The 19,986-nt window shown below is 67.8% G+C and carries 17 protein-coding genes; 3 read left to right on the top strand and 14 right to left on the bottom strand.

Annotated elements, in window-relative coordinates; translation table 11 throughout:
* Positions 1 to 65: 65 nt before the first annotated feature.
* Positions 66 to 737: a serine O-acetyltransferase EpsC gene (gene epsC / locus HK401_RS18165; protein ID WP_181276050.1), complete on the bottom strand. Its 672-nt coding sequence runs from the start codon at positions 735 to 737 to the stop codon at positions 66 to 68.
* A 213-nt stretch (positions 738 to 950) separates the two neighbouring features.
* A complete protein-coding gene (gene cysK / locus HK401_RS18160; RefSeq protein ID WP_181276049.1) occupies positions 951 to 1,877 on the bottom strand; it encodes a cysteine synthase A in 927 nt (308 codons plus the stop codon).
* A gap of 436 nt (positions 1,878 to 2,313) precedes the next feature.
* Here cysK and def point away from each other — a divergent pair, with 436 nt between their 5' ends.
* Positions 2,314 to 2,886: a peptide deformylase gene (gene def / locus HK401_RS18155; protein ID WP_181276048.1), complete on the top strand. Its 573-nt coding sequence runs from the start codon at positions 2,314 to 2,316 to the stop codon at positions 2,884 to 2,886.
* Between the two features lie 27 nt (positions 2,887 to 2,913).
* On the opposite strand, the gene HK401_RS18150 is transcribed toward def, so the two are convergent.
* The 10 genes from HK401_RS18150 to HK401_RS18105 all read right to left on the bottom strand — a co-directional run bounded on the left by HK401_RS18150 (position 2,914) and on the right by HK401_RS18105 (position 16,178).
* Positions 2,914 to 3,948: a hypothetical protein gene (locus tag HK401_RS18150; RefSeq protein WP_246490377.1), complete on the bottom strand. Its 1,035-nt coding sequence runs from the start codon at positions 3,946 to 3,948 to the stop codon at positions 2,914 to 2,916.
* Positions 3,949 to 4,131: 183 nt separating this feature from the next.
* The gene (gene gatB, locus HK401_RS18145) at positions 4,132 to 5,613 is read right to left on the bottom strand and encodes an Asp-tRNA(Asn)/Glu-tRNA(Gln) amidotransferase subunit GatB (RefSeq protein ID WP_181276047.1); all 1,482 of its coding nucleotides are present in this window, start codon (positions 5,611 to 5,613) and stop codon (positions 4,132 to 4,134) included.
* On the bottom strand, positions 5,610 to 7,109 hold the full coding sequence (gatA, locus tag HK401_RS18140) for an Asp-tRNA(Asn)/Glu-tRNA(Gln) amidotransferase subunit GatA (protein WP_181276046.1): 1,500 nt from the start codon (positions 7,107 to 7,109) through the stop codon (positions 5,610 to 5,612). The genes gatB and gatA overlap by 4 nt, the downstream gene beginning before the upstream one ends.
* Position 7,110: 1 nt before the next feature.
* A complete protein-coding gene (gene gatC / locus HK401_RS18135) occupies positions 7,111 to 7,416 on the bottom strand; it encodes an Asp-tRNA(Asn)/Glu-tRNA(Gln) amidotransferase subunit GatC (RefSeq protein WP_181276045.1) in 306 nt (101 codons plus the stop codon).
* 134 nt (positions 7,417 to 7,550) lie between these two features.
* Positions 7,551 to 8,084: a hypothetical protein gene (locus HK401_RS18130; protein ID WP_181276044.1), complete on the bottom strand. Its 534-nt coding sequence runs from the start codon at positions 8,082 to 8,084 to the stop codon at positions 7,551 to 7,553.
* A gap of 155 nt (positions 8,085 to 8,239) precedes the next feature.
* Positions 8,240 to 10,456 (bottom strand): NAD-dependent DNA ligase LigA, encoded by a 2,217-nt coding sequence (ligA, locus tag HK401_RS18125; RefSeq protein WP_258234315.1) that lies wholly within the window; start codon positions 10,454 to 10,456, stop codon positions 8,240 to 8,242.
* A complete protein-coding gene (locus HK401_RS18120) occupies positions 10,453 to 11,664 on the bottom strand; it encodes a uroporphyrinogen decarboxylase/cobalamine-independent methonine synthase family protein (protein ID WP_181276043.1) in 1,212 nt (403 codons plus the stop codon). The genes ligA and HK401_RS18120 overlap by 4 nt, the downstream gene beginning before the upstream one ends.
* On the bottom strand, positions 11,630 to 13,669 hold the full coding sequence (locus HK401_RS18115) for an alpha/beta hydrolase family protein (protein WP_181276042.1): 2,040 nt from the start codon (positions 13,667 to 13,669) through the stop codon (positions 11,630 to 11,632). Before HK401_RS18115 ends, HK401_RS18120 begins: the two co-directional genes overlap by 35 nt.
* A gap of 80 nt (positions 13,670 to 13,749) precedes the next feature.
* The gene (gene mnmA, locus HK401_RS18110) at positions 13,750 to 14,970 is read right to left on the bottom strand and encodes a tRNA 2-thiouridine(34) synthase MnmA (protein WP_181276041.1); all 1,221 of its coding nucleotides are present in this window, start codon (positions 14,968 to 14,970) and stop codon (positions 13,750 to 13,752) included.
* Positions 14,967 to 16,178, bottom strand: coding sequence for a cysteine desulfurase family protein (locus tag HK401_RS18105; protein ID WP_181276040.1), 1,212 nt, complete (start codon positions 16,176 to 16,178; stop codon positions 14,967 to 14,969). The genes mnmA and HK401_RS18105 overlap by 4 nt, the downstream gene beginning before the upstream one ends.
* Positions 16,179 to 16,291: 113 nt before the next feature.
* Here HK401_RS18105 and HK401_RS18100 point away from each other — a divergent pair, with 113 nt between their 5' ends.
* Together HK401_RS18100 and HK401_RS18095 are read left to right on the top strand one after the other, a co-directional pair.
* On the top strand, positions 16,292 to 16,642 hold the full coding sequence (locus HK401_RS18100; protein ID WP_181276039.1) for a hypothetical protein: 351 nt from the start codon (positions 16,292 to 16,294) through the stop codon (positions 16,640 to 16,642).
* Positions 16,643 to 16,671: 29 nt separating this feature from the next.
* Positions 16,672 to 17,064, top strand: a complete 393-nt coding sequence (locus HK401_RS18095; protein ID WP_181276091.1) for a hypothetical protein — start codon at positions 16,672 to 16,674, stop codon at positions 17,062 to 17,064.
* Positions 17,065 to 17,085: 21 nt separating this feature from the next.
* Here HK401_RS18095 and HK401_RS18090 read toward each other — a convergent pair whose 3' ends face one another.
* Positions 17,086 to 18,795, bottom strand: a complete 1,710-nt coding sequence (locus HK401_RS18090) for a hypothetical protein (RefSeq protein ID WP_309136040.1) — start codon at positions 18,793 to 18,795, stop codon at positions 17,086 to 17,088.
* Positions 18,796 to 18,989: 194 nt separating this feature from the next.
* Positions 18,990 to 19,979, bottom strand: coding sequence for a tetratricopeptide repeat protein (locus HK401_RS18085; protein ID WP_181276089.1), 990 nt, complete (start codon positions 19,977 to 19,979; stop codon positions 18,990 to 18,992).
* Between the last annotated feature and the right edge of the window lie 7 nt (positions 19,980 to 19,986).

The following is a 19,986-nucleotide window of genomic DNA, read 5'->3' as shown; positions in this document are numbered from 1 at the left end:
GGTCGATGGGGTGACCGCGTCTGGTGAAGAGAAGTCTGACACCGAACCCGGACGCGGGCGTGAGCTCAGATCCAGAGGGCAGGGTCCTCGAGGACGAAGTCCGGCTGTGTCGCTGAAGATTCAGCCTCGGCCTCTGCCTCGGAGGCGCCGCCCTTCTTCGATCGCACGGTCGCGGGAATGCCCACGGCGCTCGAATCGGCTGCCACGTCCTTGACGACGACGGCGTTGGCCCCGACGGCGGAGTTGTCTCCGACGACGACGGGTCCGAGGATCTTCGCCCCGGCACCGACGAGCACGTGGTTGCCGATCGTCGGGTGGCGCTTCGTCTGCGCCATCGACGTGCCGCCGAGCGTCACCTGGTGGTAGAGCATGACGTCGTCGCCGATCTCCGAGGTCTCCCCGATGACGACGCCGTTGGCGTGGTCGATGAAGAACCGCCGCCCGATCGTCGCTCCCGGGTGGATCTCGACGCCGGTGAGGGTGCGCACCATCTGCGACATCAGCCGCGCAGGCACCTTCCCCGCGTCGTGCTGCCAGAGACGGTGCAGGCCGCGGTGGGCCCAGATCGCATGCATCCCGGGATAGGAGACGAGTGAGACGAAGTCACTCGTGGCCGCCGGGTCGCGCCGACGCACGGTGTCGAGGTCCTCGCGCAGGCTCTCGCGCACTCCGGGTCGGGTCAACCCGTAGATCGCCGCTCCCGCAGCCGCAGCGGCCGCCGTCCACAGTGCCTTCATTGTGTCCGCCCTCTTCCTCTCGGTCGTTCCGCTCACCGATCTGAGCGTTCCCGTTGTCCTTGCTGCCGGTCATCTGACTCAAGTCCGCTGCGCCGGCAAAAATTCCGAAACGGCGAGGGCGCCAAACCGAAGTTTGACGCCCTCGAAGTCAGGCGCTCAGCCGGATGGATGCAGGACAGATCCGACGAGGCCGAGCGACTGAAGCCGTTCGAATCAGTCGAGGTATTCGGAGAACAGCGGGGTCGACAGGTAGCGCTCACCGAAGTCGGGGAGGATGACGACGATGCGCTTGCCGGCGTTCTCGGGACGCGAGGCGACCTGCTCGGCGGCGACGAGGGCGGCACCCGAGGAGATTCCGACGAGCAGTCCCTCTTCCTTGGCGACCTCGCGTGCCCGTTCGATGGCGGCCTCGTTGTCGATGTCGACGACCTCGTCGTAGATCTCGGTGTTGAGGATGCCCGGCACGAAGTTCGCACCGAGACCCTGGATGGCGTGCGGTCCGGCGGTGCCTTCGGTCAGCAGCGGCGAGGCGGAGGGTTCGACGGCGACGATCTTGACCTCGGGCAGCGCCTCTCGCAGAGCGGCGCCGGCACCGGAGATGGTGCCGCCGGTGCCGATGCCGGAGACGAAGATGTCGACCTTGTTATCGGTGTCGGCGAGGATCTCAGGGCCGGTGGTGGCCTTGTGGATCTCTGCATTGGCCTTGTTCTCGAACTGACGGACGAGCACGGCACCTTCGGCGGCGACCTCTTCGGCCTTCGCCACGGCGCCCTTCATGCCGGCGGCCTTGTCGGTGAGGACGAGCTCGGCTCCGAAGGCGCGCAGCAGAGCGCGGCGCTCCTTCGACATCGATTCGGGCATCGTGAGGACGACCTTGTAGCCGCGGGAGGTGCCGACCATGGCCAGCGCGATGCCGGTGTTGCCCGACGTCGCCTCGACGATGGTTCCGCCGGGCTTGAGCTCACCGGACTTCTCGGCGGCGTCGATCATCGCCACGCCGATGCGGTCCTTGACAGAGTTGCCGGGGTTCGAGGATTCGAGCTTCGCCACGATCTCGGCGCCCGACCGATCACTGGCCTTGTTGATGCGGACCAGCGGCGTGCGGCCGACGAGTTCGGAGACATTGTTGAAGATGGTCAAAGTGAGTCCTTTCACGATTCTGTGTGCACCGCCGCCGACGGCCACTCGCCGTTCGAAGACGTGCACCTGAACGGGTGGAGCGACAGCTTGCATCTCGTGGTCCGAGACGGCTTGTGCACATCATAACCACGCCGACCCTGAGCATGTTCCCAGAAATCTTGCTCAACAATATGTGTTCGCTCGGAGCGAAACTTCGTGACTCCGTGTGTCAATCGGATGAAAATTCTGCGACGGCATCTGCGATCACCGCGGATGAAGGGCTCCAACCGCTGAGCAATCGCGTCTCGTCATCGTCGGCATCGCCGACGGGTGGAAGTGGTGCGGTGCGGAGTCCCGCGACGCGTTGACGAACGGGCCGGCTGATTCTGAGACGCCGAGGCGTCCCTCCCCCGCCCCGCGGCCGAGCGCCGGTGCGCGGGCCGATACGATTGTGCTCATGGCCATTCACCCCATCGTCATCTACGGCGAGCCCGTCCTGCATCGCCGCGCAGAGAAGATCACCGAGTTCGACGAGGAGCTCGCCGAGTTCGTCGCGGACATGCACGAAACCCTCGATGCTTCCAACGGCGTCGGGCTGGCCGCACCGCAGATCGGCGTCGGCAAGGCCATCTTCGTGTTCAACGCCGAGGACGACTTCGGTGTGCGCCGCCGCGGCACCTTCGTCAATCCCGTTCTCATCTCCTCGAAGGTTCCCGACACCCGCCCGGATCCCGACGACGAGACCGAGGGGTGCCTGTCGGTGCCGAGCCTCGACTTCCCGCTCAAGCGCGCCGACCGAGTCACGGTCAACGGGGTCGATGAGACGGGCCAGCCGGTTACCCTGAGCGCCCAAGGTTGGTTCGCACGCATCATGCAGCACGAATACGACCATCTGTTGGGCACTCTCTACGTCGACAAGCTCGACAAGCGGTGGTCGAAGAAGTGGAAGAAGGAACAGTCTGCCAACGGCTACAACGAGCCGGGGCGGTCGTGGATGCCCGGAGTCGACCCCGACCCGTTCGGGCACTGAGACCCGACTCGTTCGGGTACTGAGAGTTCAGGCCTCGAGTTCGTCGACCGACTTCTGAGCCGCCGCCAGCCGGGAGTCGAAGTCGTCGAAGTCATCGGCCGTCTCATCGAGCTCGGCGACGAGGCCGGAGATGATCGACGACTGCGACTCCGCATCGATGCGCAGCTCCCGGAACTGCCAGTCGGCCGAGTCGTCGGCGGCGGTGCGTGAGAGGACGTCGAGGACACGGTCGCCGAGTTCGCGGGACCGTTCGGAGTTGTGCAGGAGCAGCAGCTGCTCGTCCAGCGCCAGCAGCCGCTCGTAGTACTCGTGCATCGACTCCACACGGCGGGCCATCGAGGTGAAGGCCACCGCGAGCTTAGACAGGTAGGTTTCGACGGACTTCGCGGTTCCCGCATCGCGGATGCCCTCGATCTCCTCGCGCAGGGCGACGAGTTCCTCGAGACGGATGCCGATCGAGGCCACCGCATGGTCGAGGTCGACACGCGAGACGTGGTCTTTGAGGATGGGGTGGGTCCAGGCGCGGGTGCGCACGATCTTGCGTGCGATCGTCACAGCAAGGTGGAAGAGGCGCTGTTCGTCGGTGTCGCGGCCGTCCTTGCGGCCGGCGACGTATCCGAGACTCGATGGGGTGATCCAGCGGGCTCCGGTGACCTTGCGCCGGGCCTTCCGGCTCAGCCGCTTCGGATCACGCAGATACTTCGGTCCGGTCACGGCCGCGAAGATTCCCGTGCCCAGCGCGGTTGCGGCGCCCAGCCCGCCGAAGGTGAATGCCGCATCGGCGAATCCCGACACCAGGGCCAGTCCGCCGGGTGCGGCGAATCCCGCGGTCACGGCCGTGCCTGCGGCGGTGCCTCCCTTGAACACGACGCTCGAGCGGAAGAGGTTGCGGTTCATTCCGCCGGTGAGCATGATCGCGCTCGGTGCTCCCGCCGTGTATCGGTAGCCGCGGGCATCCCATGCGCGCCTGACGTCGTCACTGACGCTCTCGGGCACGAGGACTCGATAGATCGGAGCGGCTTTGCCGCATTCGCTCTTCCACAGGGACTTCCACGAAGACACCGTTCTCACCTCCACGCGTGCGTGCACTCTCACGGCTCGGGACGGTGCCGACCGTGGGTGTCGGAGCATGCGAGAAGCCACACCCTCCGCTGTGCCAGGGAACCGCTCGGCTCCCTTGGATGCACAGTCTAGAGGGTGTGGCTGGATCAATCCTGAGTCTCGGGCAGGAAACCCTGCCGGGATTCAGCCGTTGATCTTGGCGAGGATCAGGTCCTTGGCCTTTCCGGCATCGGCCTGCCCGCGTGTGGCCTTCATGATCGGGCCCATGAGCGCGCCGATGGCCTGCATCTTCCCGCCCTTGATCTTCTCGACGACGTCCGGGTTCGCAGCGATCGCCTCGTCGACGGCGGCCTCGAGCGCACCGGTGTCCTCGACGATCTCGAGTCCGCGGGCACTCATCACCTCGGCGGGCTCGCCCTCACCGGCGACGACTCCGGCAAGTACGTCCTTGGCGAGCTTGTCGTTGAGCTTGCCCTGCCCGATGAGATCGACGAGCCCGGCGACCTGCGCGGGCGTGACGATCTCGGTGGGGTGCTTCTCTTCCTGGTTGGCCAGGCGGGCGACCTCACCGGTCCACCATTTGCGCGCCTGGGCAGGCTTCGCACCGGCGGTGACGGTATCCTCGATGGCCTCGAGGAGTCCGGCGTTGACGATGTCGCGCATCTCGAGATCGGAGAACTGCCATTCGGCCAGCAGCCGGCGACGCTTCTGCGCCGGCAGCTCGGGCAGGGTCGCCCGCAGCTGCTCGACCCAGTCGCGGCTGGGCGTGAGCGGAACGAGGTCGGGCTCCGGGAAGTAGCGGTAGTCGTCGGCGTCGGACTTCGGACGTCCCGAGGAGGTCTCACCGGTCTCCTCGTGGAAGTGCCGGGTCTCCTGCACGATCTTCTCTCCCGCCTCGAGCAGGGTCGCCTGGCGGGCGATCTCGAAGCGCACGGCGCGTTCGATCGAGCGGAAGGAGTTGACGTTCTTCGTCTCCGTCCGCGTGCCCAACGGTGCGTCGGGGCTCTCCCGCAGGGAGACGTTGACGTCGGCGCGGACGTTGCCCTGTTCCATCCGGGCCTCGGAAACATCGAGGGCGCGGAAGATGTCACGCAGCGTGCGCACATAGGAGGCGGCCACCTCGGCGGCCCGCTCCCCTGTCCCGGTGATCGGGTGGGTCACGATCTCCACCAGCGGAACGCCGGCGCGGTTGTAGTCGACGAGGGAGTGGTCGGCGCCCTGGATGCGGCCGGTCGCGCCGCCCACGTGGGTGTTCTTGCCGGCGTCTTCCTCCATGTGGGCGCGCTCGACGGGGACGGTGACGATGGTGCCGTCCTCGAGCTCGACCTCGACCTGTCCCTCGGCCGCGATGGGCTCATCGGACTGGCTGGTCTGGAAGTCCTTGGGCACGTCCGGGTAGAAGTAGTTCTTGCGGGCGAACCGGCAGGTCTCGGCGATCTCGCAGCCGAGTGCCAGACCGATCTTGATCGCGTACTCGACGCCCTTCTCGTTGACCGCGGGCAGGGAGCCGGGCAGGCCCAGGGAGGTCGGGGTGACGTTGGTGTTCGCTCCGCCGCCGAAGGTGTTGGGGGCGGCGTCGAACATCTTGGTCGCGGTGCCGAGCTCGACGTGGACCTCGATACCGATGACCGGATCGTATTTCTTGATCGCGTCTTCGTATTTCACTTGGTCAGTCCTTCCGCGAGGGTGTCGAGCACGCGCCCGCCAGCGGCTTCGAGGGCGGCTTCGAGCGGTCCGGCCACCTCGTAGAGTTTGACGTCCTCACGGGCGGGGGCGAGGATCTGGAACCCGACGGGCAGACCGTCGGACAGCCCTGCCGGCAGGGACAGGCCCGGGATTCCGGCGAGGTTCGCGGGGATCGTCGCCACGTCGCCCAAGTAGAGGGCCATCGGGTCGGCAGCCGCCTCGGCGCCGAACTTCAGTGCCGTCGTCGGTGCCGTCGGGGACACGAGAACGTCGCACGCGGCGAAGGCCTTCGCGAAGTCGTTCTGCACCAGGGTGCGGATCTTCTGCGCCGAACCGTAGTAGGCGTCGTAGTATCCGGCCGAGAGCGCATAGGTGCCGAGGATGATGCGGCGCTTGACCTCGTCGCCGAAGCCGGCGGCGCGGGTGGCGGACATGACGGTCTCGGCGGTGACGGGACCGGCCTCGGGTTCGACGCGCAGGCCGTAGCGCATGCCGTCGTAGCGGGCCAGGTTCGAGGACACCTCGGAGGGCATGATGAGGTAGTACGCGTCGAGGGCGTAGGAGATCGCGGGGCAGTCGACCTCGACGATCTCGGCACCGGCGGCGGCAGCGGTCTCAAGTGCTGCGGTGAACGCATCGCGGACCCCGTCCTGGTAGCCCTCGCCGCGCAGCTGCTTGATGACGCCGAGCTTCTTGCCCTTCAGCTCCGAGGACTGCGCGGCACCCAGGAACCCGCCGACCTCATCGGGCAGGGAGGTCGAGTCGAGCGGATCGTGTCCGGCCAGCAGCTCGTGCAGGGCAGCGGCATCGGCGACGGACCGGCCCATCGGGCCGACCTGGTCGAGGCTCGAGGCCATGGCGATGATGCCGAAGCGCGAGATCGAACCGTAGGTGGGCTTGACGCCGACGGTGCCGGTGAATGCGGCCGGCTGGCGGACTGATCCGCCGGTGTCGGTGCCCACGGACAGGGGTGCCTGGAAGCCGGCGAGCGCGGCGGCCGCGCCGCCGGAGGAGCCGCCGGGCACGTGCTCGAGGTTCCACGGGTTGCGGGTGTTGCCGAACGCCGAGTGCTCGGTCGTCGATCCCATCGCGAACTCGTCGAGGTTGGTCTTGCCGAGCACCGGCAGGCCGGCGGCCTTGACCTTGTTGTGCACGGTCGATTCGTAGGGCGGGATCCAGTTCTCGAGCATCTTCGATCCGGCCGTCGTGCGCACGCCTTCGGTGACGACGAGGTCCTTCAGCGCCACCGGCACGCCGGCCAGGGCATGGACGTCCTCACCGGACGAGCGCTTGGCGTCGATGTCCTTCGCGGTGGCCAGGGCCGCCTCGTCGGTGACGGTGATGAAGGAGTTGAAGTCGTCCTCAGTGGTGGAGATGCGGTCGAGGTGGGCCTGCGTGACCTCAACGGAGGAGAACTCGCCGGAGGCCAGACCTGCGGCGAGTTCGAGGGCGCTCTTGTTCGTCAGTGCGGTCATCTCATTCCTCCCCGAGGATCTGCGGGACGAGGAACTTGTCATCCTCGGCGGCCGGGGCCGAGGCCAGTGCCTGTTCGCTGGTCAGCGTCGGACCCACGACGTCGGGGCGCATGACGTTCGTCAGCGGGATGGGGTGGCTGGTTGCGGGCACATCGTCGCCGGCCACTTCGTTGACCCTGGCGACGTTTCCCAGAATTGTGCTCAGATCACCGGCGAGCGATTTCAGCTCGTCCTCGCTCATGGCGATCCGAGACAGTGAAGCCAGATGCTCCACCTGTTCGGGGGTGATTGCGGAAGACTCCGTCATTCCCTGCCTTTCATCGTCGTTTCACTCGCACCCCAGTCTAATCGCTTCGCCAGAGCCGCTCACCCCGCCCATTTGCTACGTGACGGCGGCCCAGCAACCTGGCGCGAGGTTGCTGGGCCGCCGTCGGGTAGTAATTAGGCGGAGAGGCGTTCGGGCCAGGTGCGGTCGCCGTGGATGTATCCGGCGATGTCGTCGAGCACCCGGTCGGCGTCGGCCTGGGTGAATTCGCCGGCATCGACTCCGGCCTGCAGGTCGGCGGCGAGATCGGTCACGCGGGCTCGTGCGGCATCGGGGGTGGCGGCGACGAGTTCGGTGCTCGCGGTCGCGGTGCCGGTGGCCCCGGTTCGGGTGGATCCAGATCGGGTGGCTGCGCCGGCCGCGGAGCCGGTGGTCGCGTCGTCGACGATCGTGCCCTCGATGACGTCGGCACCATCGGCGCCCGAGCGGCTGTCCGTGGCTGCAGTGCGGTCAGGCGACTTCTCGCTGCGGGTAATCGTCGGGGCAGACGGTGTGCGCTGGGAGGTCAGAGCCGGCTGAGCGCCGCGCTTGGTGGTCTGCGGTCCCGGGTTGAGCACCAGGTCGGCCAGACCGGCCGTCACAGGAGCGGCGGTCAGCGCCGCGGCGACGACCACGCAGGTACCGGCGAGGAGTCGGGGAATCCATCTCATGGCCTACACTCTTCCATCCGAAGCTGTCTCTGAGCTTGGCTGAGTCTGAACTCCGACTTCGAGTTCGGTCACGAATGAGTCCACAGCCGTACCATGGAACCGCCCTGATCCGGGATGTATTCCCAGGCGTGCCGGGCTCGACGCTCAGACAGGGATCAACCGAGGCTGCCGGTCTCCAACAGGGTCGTGAACTGCTCCTCGTCGAGGACCGGCACGCCCAACGATTCGGCCTTGTCCAGCTTCGATCCGGCGTTCTCCCCGGCGACGACGTAGTCGGTCTTCTTCGACACCGAGCTCGCGGCCTTGCCGCCGGCTCCGAGGATCGCTTCCTTGATGCCGTCACGGGTGTAGGTGCTCAGCGACCCGGTGGCCACGATCGTCAGACCTTCGAGCGTCTGCTCGCCGGTCTCGACCTCCTCGTCCTCCATCCGCACTCCGGCGGCCGCCCAGGTGTCGACGATCTCGTTGTGCCAGTCGACGTCGAACCAGTCGCGGATGCTGCCCGCGATCGTCGACCCGATCCCGTCGACGGCCGCGAGTTCCTCGAGACCGGCTTGCCGGATCGCTGAGAGGGTGCGGAACTTCGCGGCCAGAGTCCGTGCGGCCGTCGGTCCGACATGGCGAATCGACAGGGCCACGAGCACCCGCCACAGGTCCTGGTCCTTGGCCTTGTCGAGTTCGTCGAACAGCTTCGTCGTATTCGCACTCGGGGCGCTCGGCTTCTTCGCCGTCCCCCGCGTGTAGAAGTAGGGCACGAGCTCCCGCTCCCCGGTCTCCACGCCCTTGACCTTCTTGTCCCGCCAGATCTTCACATCCGCGAGATCCTCGGCGGTGAGATCGAAGAGGAAGGCCTCCGAGGTCAGCGGCGGCGTCTCCGGTTCGGCAGGGGCCGTGAGCGCGAGCGCCGCCTCCTCACCGAGGGCCTCGATGTCGAAGGCCGCCCGGGACGCGAGGTAGAAGATGCGGTTGGCCAGCTGTGCGGGACACGACCGGGAGTTCGGGCAGCGCAGGTCCTTATCGCCTTCCTTCTGCTCTCCGAGCTCGGTCCCGCACGACGGGCAGTGGGTGGGCATGACGAATTCGTGTTCGGACCCGTCGCGCAGAGCCACAACGGGGCCGAGCACCTCGGGGATGACGTCGCCGGCCTTGCGCAGGGTGACGGTGTCGCCGATGAGCACTCCCTTGCGCTTGACCTCGTACCCGTTGTGCAGGGTCGCCCGCTCCACGGTCGATCCGGCCACGGTGACGGGCTCCATCACCGCGAACGGGGTCACGCGTCCGGTGCGGCCGACCTGGACCTGGATGTCGAGGAGCTTCGTCGTGACCTCCTCGGGAGGGTATTTGAATGCTGTCGCCCACCTCGGCGCGCGCGAGGTGTAGCCGAGCGTCTCCTGGACGGCGATGTCGTCGATCTTGATGACGATGCCGTCGATCTCGTGGGTGACGTCGTGGCGGTGTTCGCCGTAGTAGGTGATGAAGTCCTCGATCTCGTCGACGGTCTCGAGCACCTTGAAGTAGTCGCTGATCGGCAGTCCCCAGGACCGGAACTGCTCGTAGACCTCGGACTGGTGAGCCGGCTCCGGATGCGAATCGTCGGCGGGCGTCCACACGGCGATGCCGTGGACGAGCATGTGCAGGGGCCTGCGTGCCGTGACGGCAGGATCCTTCTGCCGCAGGGAACCGGCCGCGGAGTTCCGAGGGTTCGCAAAGGGGGACTTGCCTTCGGCGACGAGGGAGGCATTGAGTTCGGCGAAGTCTTCGACGGGAAAGAACACTTCGCCGCGGATCTCGACCTCGGCCGGCGGATGCTCCGTGTCGAGGCGCTGCGGGATGTCCGAGATCGTGCGGACGTTCGCGGTGATGTCCTCGCCGATGCGACCGTCGCCGCGGGTCGCCGCCCTGACGAGTTCCCCGCCCCGGTAGAGCAGATTGACGGCCAATCCGTCGATCTTGAGTTCGCAGAGGAACTTCGACCGTGCCGAGACCGCCGACCGCGTCCGCTCGTACCAGGTCCTCAGCTCCTCGAAGTCGAAGACGTTGTCGAGGCTGTACATCGGGCCGATGTGTTCGACGGGGTCGAACGTCGAGGTGTCGACGACGCCGCCGACGGTCTGTGTGGGTGAGGAGTCGGTGATGAGCTCGGGGTAGGCAGCTTCGAGGTCTTCGAGGCGGTGGACCAGGTCGTCGTATTCGGCGTCGGAGACGAGCAGGGAGTCCTGGTAGTACGCGGCCCGAAGCTCCTCGATTCTCTCCGTCAGCTGGGCGTGGATCTTGGCGCGCTCGGCCGCGTTCGAGAGGTCGGCGTTCTGCAGATCGTCCGTCGTCGATTCCGCTGACTTCGCATCATCGGCGTTGCCCGGTGTCGTGGTCATTCGATCTCCTCGAGAGCGCGCCGCAGACCGGCGGCGATGGTCATGGTTCCCCGATTGTGTTCGGGGCTGGTCGCGTGTGTGGTCTCCAGCAGCGGCGGGTAGGTCAGGGGCAGTTCGGGTCCGGCGATGATGCCGATTTTGCGCAACCCCGTGACCCCCATGCCGATGCGCGACCAGGGGGTGCGGATGCGGTCGACCCAGTGGTTGACCGCGTCCGGGTGCGCGCCGGCGTCGGAGGGCAGGCGCAGCCAAAGGCCGAGCCCCGCCTCGGCGAGGATCGCCAGCTGTTCCCATCCGTGTGCCTTCAGCGTAGCCAACGGCACGGACACGGAGCTCGCTCCGGTGCGTCGGACCACCTCGGCGGCGGTGATCTGCGCCCCGCGCAGGTGCAGGGGCGCGAGGTCGGGGAGGCTGAGCACGGTCGGCGGCAGGTGGCGCAATGTGGATTCGAGCGCCGCCCACACCTGGGTCTCGCTGATCGCGGGCAGGCTGCCCCACCCGGACACGGTCGGCCAGGTGCCGGTGAGGATGGGAGTCAGGCGGGCCTCGACGAGGCGGATCGTCGGCTGCATTCCCAGTGAGGAGATCCGCTCGGCGAAGGCGGCGATGCCGAAGGCATAGGCCTGGATGACATCACGTCTGGCCCCGTGATCGGCCAGCACGCGTGCGCCCGAACTCAGGCTCAGCGCGGTCACGAGCGTCCACGGCCCCGGCAGCGAGACTTGGACCTGGCCGGGCCGGGACTGACCGTATTCGGCAATCGCGTCGAAGGCCTCGATGAGTGCCGAGTCCTCCCGTCGTTCGTCCTTGCCCGCCGAGGCGGTCAGCCGCCATCCGTAGGAGGTGCGGTCGACGTGGAGGTCCGTGAGCAGACCGACGGCGCGACCGATCGCGTCGGCACCCCACCGGTCCTCACTCAGGTGAGCGGTCAGCGGGACGGGCGGAAGGTCGTCGGCGAGGACGTCGAAGGCGGTCGCGGCTGCTTCCCGGACCGGACTGGTGGCGATGTAGCCGCGACTCGAGTCGCGTACCCCGGGGAACCAGATTCCGGTCGTCGTGGCGGCCGGGAGCACAGTCGCCGGGAGCACGGTGGTCGACTCGGTCGGCTCAGCACTCGTCGATCCGGTCGCAGCCGCCTCGGCGTCGTGAGGAGCGGGACGGGGATCGGCCGGCTCAGCCGGTGCGCGGGATTCCGAAGACGTCGACATAGAATCCGAACTCGCTTTCCAGGGAATCGATGATGGTCTCGGCGCGGACGAACCCGTGCGATTCGCCCTTGTACAGACGGTAAATGTACTCCACTCCGACCAGTTCGAGTGTATCGACGAATTCCTGGGCCTGGGAGGGCGGGACGATCGGGTCGCGGTCGCCCTGCATGACGGCGACGGGCACGGTGATGTCGGGGACCCGGCGGATGGGTGAGCGGTGGATGTAGGCGTCGCGAGCCTCGGGCAGCGGGCCGACGAGGTTCTCGATGTAGTGCGATTCGAAGTCGTGCGTGTCGACGACGAAGCGGAAGAGGTCGGTGACGCCGAAATAGGAGGCCCCGCAGGCGAAGACGTCGGTCTCGGCGAGGGCCGAGAGCACGGTCCACCCGCCCGAGGAAGCCCCTGAGATCGCGATGCGCCGCGGGTCGGCGAGTCCTGCGGCCACGAGTCCGTTGACGGCGGCGACCGTGTCGGCGACGTCGACGATGCCCCACTGTCCGCGCAGGCGATCGCGCCAGGCACGTCCGAAGCCGGTCGATCCGCCGTAGTTGACCTCGAGGACGCCGATGCCCTGGGAGGTGAAGAAGCTCGTGCGGGCGGACATGTCCGGTGTCGCCTGGCCGGTGGGCCCACCGTGGATCGAGACCACGTAGGGCGGCAGCTCGTCGTCGGGCGCGGTGAAGCGGGGGTTGTGCGGCGGGTGGATGACGACCGGGACTCCCCCGAATTCTCTCACAGACGGTCGCGAGTAGTAGCCCTGGTGGGTGTCGAGTCGCTCCCGGGCGATCTCGGTGAAGGCACCGGTCGCCCGATCGACTGCGTAGAGCGTGCCGGGGCGCTTCGCCGACTTCGCCGTGAGCAGCAGGTGGGTGCGGCCGAGGTCGAGCAGCTCCATCGTGCCGAAGGTCTCGCCCTCGAGGGTGATGGCGTCGAGGCCGGTGCCCTCGAGGGTGCTGACACGTCGACGCACGAGGGTCGCCGTCGCCGACTGCGTGTGTGCCCACACCTCTCGCCCGTCGCTCAGATGCCACCGCGTGCCGAGCTGCCACAGGGCCCCGCCGATCTCGGCCCCGGTGTCGATGACGGGACGCAGCTGCTCGACCGCGAACTTCCTCGGCTCCGGGGACACCTCCGCTCGCGCTCGGCGCCGATCCGAGACGGTGGGAGTCGCCGTCACCGGGTCGAAGTCGAGGCCGTAGAGCGCCCAGTGACCTCCGTGGTCGGAGATGACATGCAGAGAGGTGTTCGAGGTGAACTCCGGCTGCAGCAGAGAGACTCCCCCATCCTCGGGCGAAGGCAGCTCCGGCGGCGCCTGCAGCGGACGGTCGATGGCGTCGCCGATGAGCACGCCGACGGCAGGCGTGGCCGGAGTGCGCACGTCGATCAGCCACAGGTTCGTCCCGTCCCACGGCATGTTCGGGTGCTCCCAGCCGATGAACGCCAGGGTGCTTCCATCGGGCGAGAGCCGCGGCCAGGCCATGAAGTGCGAATGAGTGGACAGCACATTCGTTGTTCCGTGCTTGGTCAGGAGCACGACGGCGCGTTCGCGGCGGGTGGAGCGGCAGTCCTCCCGCACGCACAGCAGCCCCCACTTCGTCATGGTCAGATCGCCGTAGCGGATCCGCCCCGAGGTGTCCGGGGTCAGAGCGTGCGGGTTCCGCCCGGGAATGATCTGCCACACCCGTTGGTCGGAGGCGTTGACGAAGTAGACGACCTCGCTGTCGGGGTCGAGCGCCCAGGCCGCTCCCCCGTATTCGTGGACGGCGGAGCGGATGTTGAACCCGGACGGCAGGATCTGCTCACGAGCGCCAGGCCGGGACAGCAAGGTGCGGACGAGTCCCGTGCGGGCCTTCTCGGACGGGATCTTCGTCGAGTAGAAGATCTCATCCCCGCGGAAGGCCGCGTCGAAGATGGGTGCGGCACCGGCAGCCACCTCGGCGGCGTTGAGAGGTGACGACCAGGTTCCATAAGGAGCCGCGACCACATCCTGGGGAGATTCCTTCATGCCTCCACAGTATCGCCAGACACTGACTTACAGCCCGGTCATCGCGTCACGATCGTCGAACGCTCACGATCGCCGCCCGATCACGCGCCGAGGCGGGCGGCCTCCCGTGCTGGGCCGACGTGATCCTTCGCGGTCGAGTCGATGGTCGCCTGTCCGAGGACGCGCGTGCCGCGGTAGATGACCATGGTCTGACCCGGAGCCACCCCGGAGAGCTCCTCGGAGACGTCGACGTGCATGAGCTGGCCGGCCGGACGTGCGGCAGGCACCTCTACCTCGTCGATGACGGGGCTGACCTCGTGTTCGGGTGCCTCGGCGACGAACTCGCCGAGCCACGCGCGTGCCGGCACCGGGTCGGCGTGAGCGCGGATCTGGACCTCACAGTCGATTCCCGACTCCGGGTCATGTCCCATATCCGAGGGTGCCGCGCCCGCCCACGAGGTGCGGATGCCGGTGAGGTGGGACACCGCGAGGTCGGCGCGCGACCCCACGGTCACCGTGTTCGTCGCCGGATCGAGCCCGGTGACGAAGCGCGGCTTGCCATCGGCGGCGGGCTTTTCGATGCCGAGGCCCTTGCGCTGACCGATCGTGTAGGTCATCGCTCCGTCGTGCTCGCCGAGCACCTCGCCTTCGGCATCCTTGATGAGGCCGGGACGCATCGGGATCTTGTCGGCCAGCCAGGCCTTCGTGTCTCCGTCGGGGATGAAGCAGATGTCGTAGGAATCGGGCTTGTTCGCCACGGAGAAGCCGCGTTCGGCCGCCTCGGCGCGGACCTCGGCCTTCGAGGCGGTGGCCCCGATCGGGAAGTAGCAGTGCTCGAGCTGATCCGAGGTGAGCACGCCGAGGACGTACGACTGGTCCTTCGCCAGGTCCTCACCGCGGTGGAGTTCCGGCAGACCGTCGTCGTCACGGAGCACCTCAGCGTAGTGGCCGGTGGCGATCGCGTCGAAGCCGAGCGCCAGCGCCCGGTCGAGGAGGGCGGCGAACTTGATGCGCTCATTGCAGCGCATGCAGGGGTTCGGAGTCCGTCCGGCCGCGTATTCGGCGATGAAGTCATCGACGATGTCTTCCTTGAACCGTTCGGAGAAGTCCCACACGTAGAAGGGAATGTCGAGCATCCCGGCCACCCTGTGGGCGTCGCGGGAGTCCTCGATCGTGCAGCAGCCGCGCGAACCCGTACGCAGGGTTCCGGGCATGCGGGACAGGGCGAGGTGAACGCCGACGACTTCGTGGCCGGCGTCGACGGCACGGGCCGCAGCCACGGAGGAGTCGACTCCGCCTGACATGGCGACGAGTACTCTCATGATGCTCCTTGCATCCATCGGGGTGTTGCCGAGACCATCCCGGCCCGGCGGGCCTGCTCGACGACCTCGGGCAGGGCCGCGAGCAGGGCATCGACTTCGTCCTCGGTCGAATCGTGGCCGAGGCTGAAGCGCTGCGCGGAGCGGGCCGTGTCCTCATCCATGCCGCAGGCCAGCAGCACGTGCGAGGGACGGGACACACCGGCTGAGCAGGCCGAACCCGTCGAGGTGGCCAGGCCCCTGGCATCGAGGCCGAACAGCAGCGAATCGCCCTCGCAGCCGGCGAAGGTGAAGTGGGCGTTGGCGGGCAGGCGGCCGGCACCGCGGGGACCCGAGAGGGCGGCGCCCTCGATCGTCGATTCGATGCCGCCGATGAGGCGGTCGCGCAGCGCCGAGAACCTGCCGGCCCGAGACTCGAGGTCGCTGGTGGCCAGCTCGACGGCCTTCGCGAAGGCGACTGCGCCGGCGACGTCGAGGGTGCCCGAGCGGACACCGCGCTCCTGTCCCCCGCCGTGGAGGATCGGGGCGGGAGCCGCGGCCCGGTCGAGGAGGAGCGCGCCGATGCCGACGGGTCCGCCGATCTTGTGCGCGGTGATCGACATGGCCGTGGCGTGCAGGTCCGCGAAGTTCAGCGGGATCTGTCCGAGTGCCTGTACGGCATCGATGTGGAAGGGGATGCCGAGTTCGGCGGCGATCGCCCCGAGTTCGGCGATCGGCTGGAGGGTGCCGATCTCATTGTTCGCGGCCATGACGCTGATGAGCGCCGTCCGGTCGGGGTCCCGTCGCAGCTCGGCCTCGGCCGCGGCGAGGTCGACTCGGCCCAGGGCGTCGACGTCGAGGAAGACGATCTCGGCGCCGAAGCCTTCGAGCCATTCCACGGAGTCGAGGATCGCGTGGTGTTCGATCGGGGTCGTCAGCACGCGCGGGCGGCCCGGGTGTTCGAACGCACCGCCGTTGCGGGAGAGGTAGAGGCCCTTGACGGCGAAATTGTCGGCTTCGGTGCCGCCGGAGGTGAAGATGACCTCCGACGAGGTGGCCGCACCGACGCCGCGGGCGACGGCTTCGCGGGCCTCTTCGATCCGCATCCGTGCGGCCTGGCCGACGGCATGCAGGGCAGAGGGGTTCGCCCTGGCGGCGAGTTCGGCGGTGTAGACCTCGAGGACCTCGGCGGGCATCGGCGAGGTGGCTGCGTGGTCGAGATAGATGGGCACCCTGCGATTTTAGTGGCTGAGGCAGACTTCGGCCAGGATCCGTGCGGCATCTCACCCGTGGGAGCGCGCGCCACCCCGAGAACGTGCGGCCCGTTCACGACTACACTGGGGCCGTGTTCACCGTTTACACCATCGTCCTCTACGCCGTCACCGGCATCCTGACCCTGTGGTCGATCGTCGAGACCATCCGCAACAGGCCGGCGGGCAAGGCCCTTCTCGGGGCGACTGCCCTGCTGCTGCTCCTGCTCATCGTGCAGCTGATCCTCTCAATCGCGACCTTCGGATCGACCCACGACGTCGATCCGCTGCTCTACTTCGGCTACGTGATCACGGCGATCCTCGTCATCGCCCTCGCCGGGTTCTGGGCATTCGCAGAGCTCAGCCGCTGGGGGCCGGGAGTGCTTGCCGCGGCAGGACTGACGGTGGTCGTGATGATCGAGAGATTGGACCAGATTTGGCAGTGACCAAGAAAAGCCGCTCCCCCTATTCGGCCATGCACACCGGCCCCGGTCGGGCGCTGACCGCGGTCTACGGGGTCTTCGCACTCTCGGCCACGGCACGCGCGGGCTACCAGCTCATCCGCGAATTCGACGTCGCGCCGATCGCGTACACGCTCTCGGCATTCGCCGCGGTCATCTACATCGTGGCGACGGTCTGCCTCGTCATCGGCAGGCGGATCTCGCATCGGATCGCACTGGCCGCGTGCGGGATCGAGTTCATCGGCGTCATCGTCGTCGGCATCCTCAGCTACACCCACCCGGAGGACTTCGCGAAGCCGTCCGTGTGGTCGAACTTCGGCAGCGGGTACGGGTTCATCCCGCTCATCCTCCCGCTCATCGGCCTGTGGTGGCTGATCCGGGTCGGCCGCCGCGCGAACCGCGACTGAGCCGACCGAGACCGGACCATCTCACTCCACGCGTGAGGACAGGACGTTCCAGTCGGTGGCCACGGCGGAGACATCGTCACCGGTCTGCATCAGCACGTACGGGTGCGCGGTGTCGACCTTGACGGTGTCGCCGTCCTTGTCGTTCGTCTTCACGGCCTCGACGGTGTCGCCGAGGTCGAGGGCGTAGTCGTTGGGGACCTTGATCGTCAGGGTGCAGCGCACCTCGCCCATCCCGATCGCCCCGTCCTCGGTGGCCAGCGTCATGTCCTCGAACGCCAGGTCCTCGTACGGTCTGCAGTCGACGTCGACCTTGTCGAAGCCGGAGTCCTTGTCTCGCAGACCGCCGAGGTAGTCGCGGAAGTCCTTGAAGCCGCCCTCCTTGATTCCGCCGGGAGCCCCGGATTCGGCTTTGCCGTCGACGAGGTAGGACGAGACGTCTTTCGCCGAGGTCGCCAGTTCGTCGTCGAAGTCCTCCGGCCCGGTCTCGACGGCTCCGCGATCGTCGGCCATCAGCGTCGGCATCTGGTCGGAGGGGATGTAGGACGATGAGCGCACGAGCGGGTCGGCCGAGGCCGATTCGCGGGTCACGAGCGACACCTGCGTCAGCTGCTCGTCTCCCTCGGTGGAGTTCTTGTCCGCGGTGCCGAAGGCGTAGAACCACATCGGGTAGTCGGTGAAGCTCGGGCTGCCGGCGACGACCTCGGTGAAGTTCGGTGCCCGCAGCTTCTGCTTGGCCTTGTCCGCGATCTGGATCTGGGCGCGGGTGCGGTCGATGAGCGGGGCGGCCTGGATCTTGTCGAGGTCGTCGCCTTTGTTCCCGAGCGTCTTGTCGAGCGACTCGGTGTAGTTCGTCATGAACTTGCCGGCCTCGCCCGGGCGCAGTGCGGCGCGTTCGTACGGGGTGGTGTCCGGGTTGCTGGGCTTGGCGACGGGCATGCTCGCGCAGCCGCTCAGCGCCAGGGTCGTGCCCAAGGTCGCGGCCGTGACCGCGCGCAGTGACCGTCGGTTCCGCAGGTCCCGTCGCCGAGGCGGAGCCGCGTTCGGTCGGGCAGGCTGGGCGGGCGAGCCCGGCTGGGGTGCGGCGGTGGGCCGGGGCGGTGTCGCCTGGCCCGTCTGGCCAGAGGCGGGCCCGGGCCGGACCGTCGAGATCGGCTGCGTGGCCGGGGCCGAGTCTGCGCCGGCCCGGCGGCGGCGCCCGGCGCTCGTCTCGTCGTTGGTTTCTCCACCGTGCGAACTATCGCCGGGCGAACCATCGCCGCCGGGACCGTTGCCGTCGGAGCCCCTGCCGGCGCGGTCCTTCTTGGGCGGACGGATGCGCGACTGCCACCAGCGCAGGAAGAAGAATGCGGAGAAGCCGGCGAGGATGATGCCGCCGGCGATGCCGAGCATGCTGAGTCCGAGCACGCCGCTGACGCGCATGGACACGTCCACGCTCGTCCCGGCGAGGCTGTCGTCGGCGTTGGCCGGCGCGATGACGAGGACCTGCGGTTCGGCGTCGAGGTCGAAGGTCTTGGCCACCGACTCACCCGTGTCCTGGCTGATCCACCAGTCACGGTCGGCGATGGCGGCTTCCGGCTTCGGCTGTCCCGGAATGAACCGGTGTTCGGTCGCATTCGGGAAGGAGATGTCACTGATCTGCTCCTGGGCGACCCCGTCGAGGTAGCTGTCGGCGTCGACGCCGTTCGCGGTGCCGATGAACAGTTCGGTGCCCTGGGAGTTCTTCGCCTTCACTGTCACACTCGAACCCGAATAGGGCACGATCCCCTCGTCGAGGACGACGGCATAGGCACCGTCCTTGACCTTGAACGCGGGCGTCTCGGTGATCTCGTCGGTGCCGACGACCGAGAGTGCGGAGATGACCAGTCCGGCGAGCGTGAGTGCCGCGACGCCGAAGAGGATGGCCGTGATGAGTCGGATTCGCTGGATCAGAACAGTGCCCTCATGAGTGCGGTCCGTGCCTTGGTCACGGCTGGGTCGTCGGCGCCGAGGACTTCGAAGAGCTCGAGGACCCGCAGGCGCAGGGTCTCCTTCTCGTCACCGGTCGTGGTGCGGATGAGGGAGATGAGTCGGTTGAAGGCGCTGCTCGCATTCCCGCCGACGACCTCGGCGTCCGCGGCGGCCATCGCGTGGTCGACGTTCTTCGGGTCCGCATCGGCGGCGGCGATGAGTTCGGCAGGCTCCTTGTCGATGAGGCGACGGCCGAGTCCGGCCCGCGCGAGACCGAATTTGGCTTCGTCGTCGGCCGGGGACTGTGCCAGGGCCGCCTTGAACAGCTGCTCGGCGGTGTCGAAGTCACCCTTGGCCAGGGCCTCTTCGGCTTCGGGGTGGGCGGGACCGGCCGGTTCGGGTTCGGCACCGTCGGCCACCGCATAGCCGGTCACGCCGTTCTCTGCGGCGAGTTTGAGCAGTTCGTCGAAGTAGGCGCGGACCTGCTCGTCGGGCACGGCGCTCTGGAAGAGTGGGACAGGCTGGCCCTTGACGATGGCGACGACCGTGGGAATCGACTGCACCCCGAAGGCCTGTTGCAGGCGCGAATTCGCATCGACGTCGACCTTGGCCAGCACGAGACGGCCGCCGTAGGCTTCGGTGACGCGTTCGAGGACGGGTGAGAGCTGCTTGCACGGTTCGCACCATTCGGCCCACAGGTCGATGACGACGGGGACCCGGTCGGACATCGCGACGACACCGTTGAAGCTCGCCTCGTCGACATCGAAGACCAGGGACGGAACGGCCACCGCATTCGGGTCCTGCGCTCCCCCGCCGCCAGCAGCACCCGCTGCACCGGGGCCCGCGGCTCCCGGTCCCGTGGGAGCCTGTCCGGGACTGCCGGCCTGCTCCTGCGGCATGTTCTTGCTGCGCACGGCGGACAGGTCGAGCCCCTGGTTGGGCTGCGTGTTCTCCTGCGAGGGATCCATTGACACG

The organism is Brevibacterium oceani, assembly GCF_013623835.1.
GTDB classification, from domain to species: domain Bacteria; phylum Actinomycetota; class Actinomycetes; order Actinomycetales; family Brevibacteriaceae; genus Brevibacterium; species Brevibacterium oceani.
This window is presented reverse-complemented; position numbering and strand designations above follow the sequence as displayed.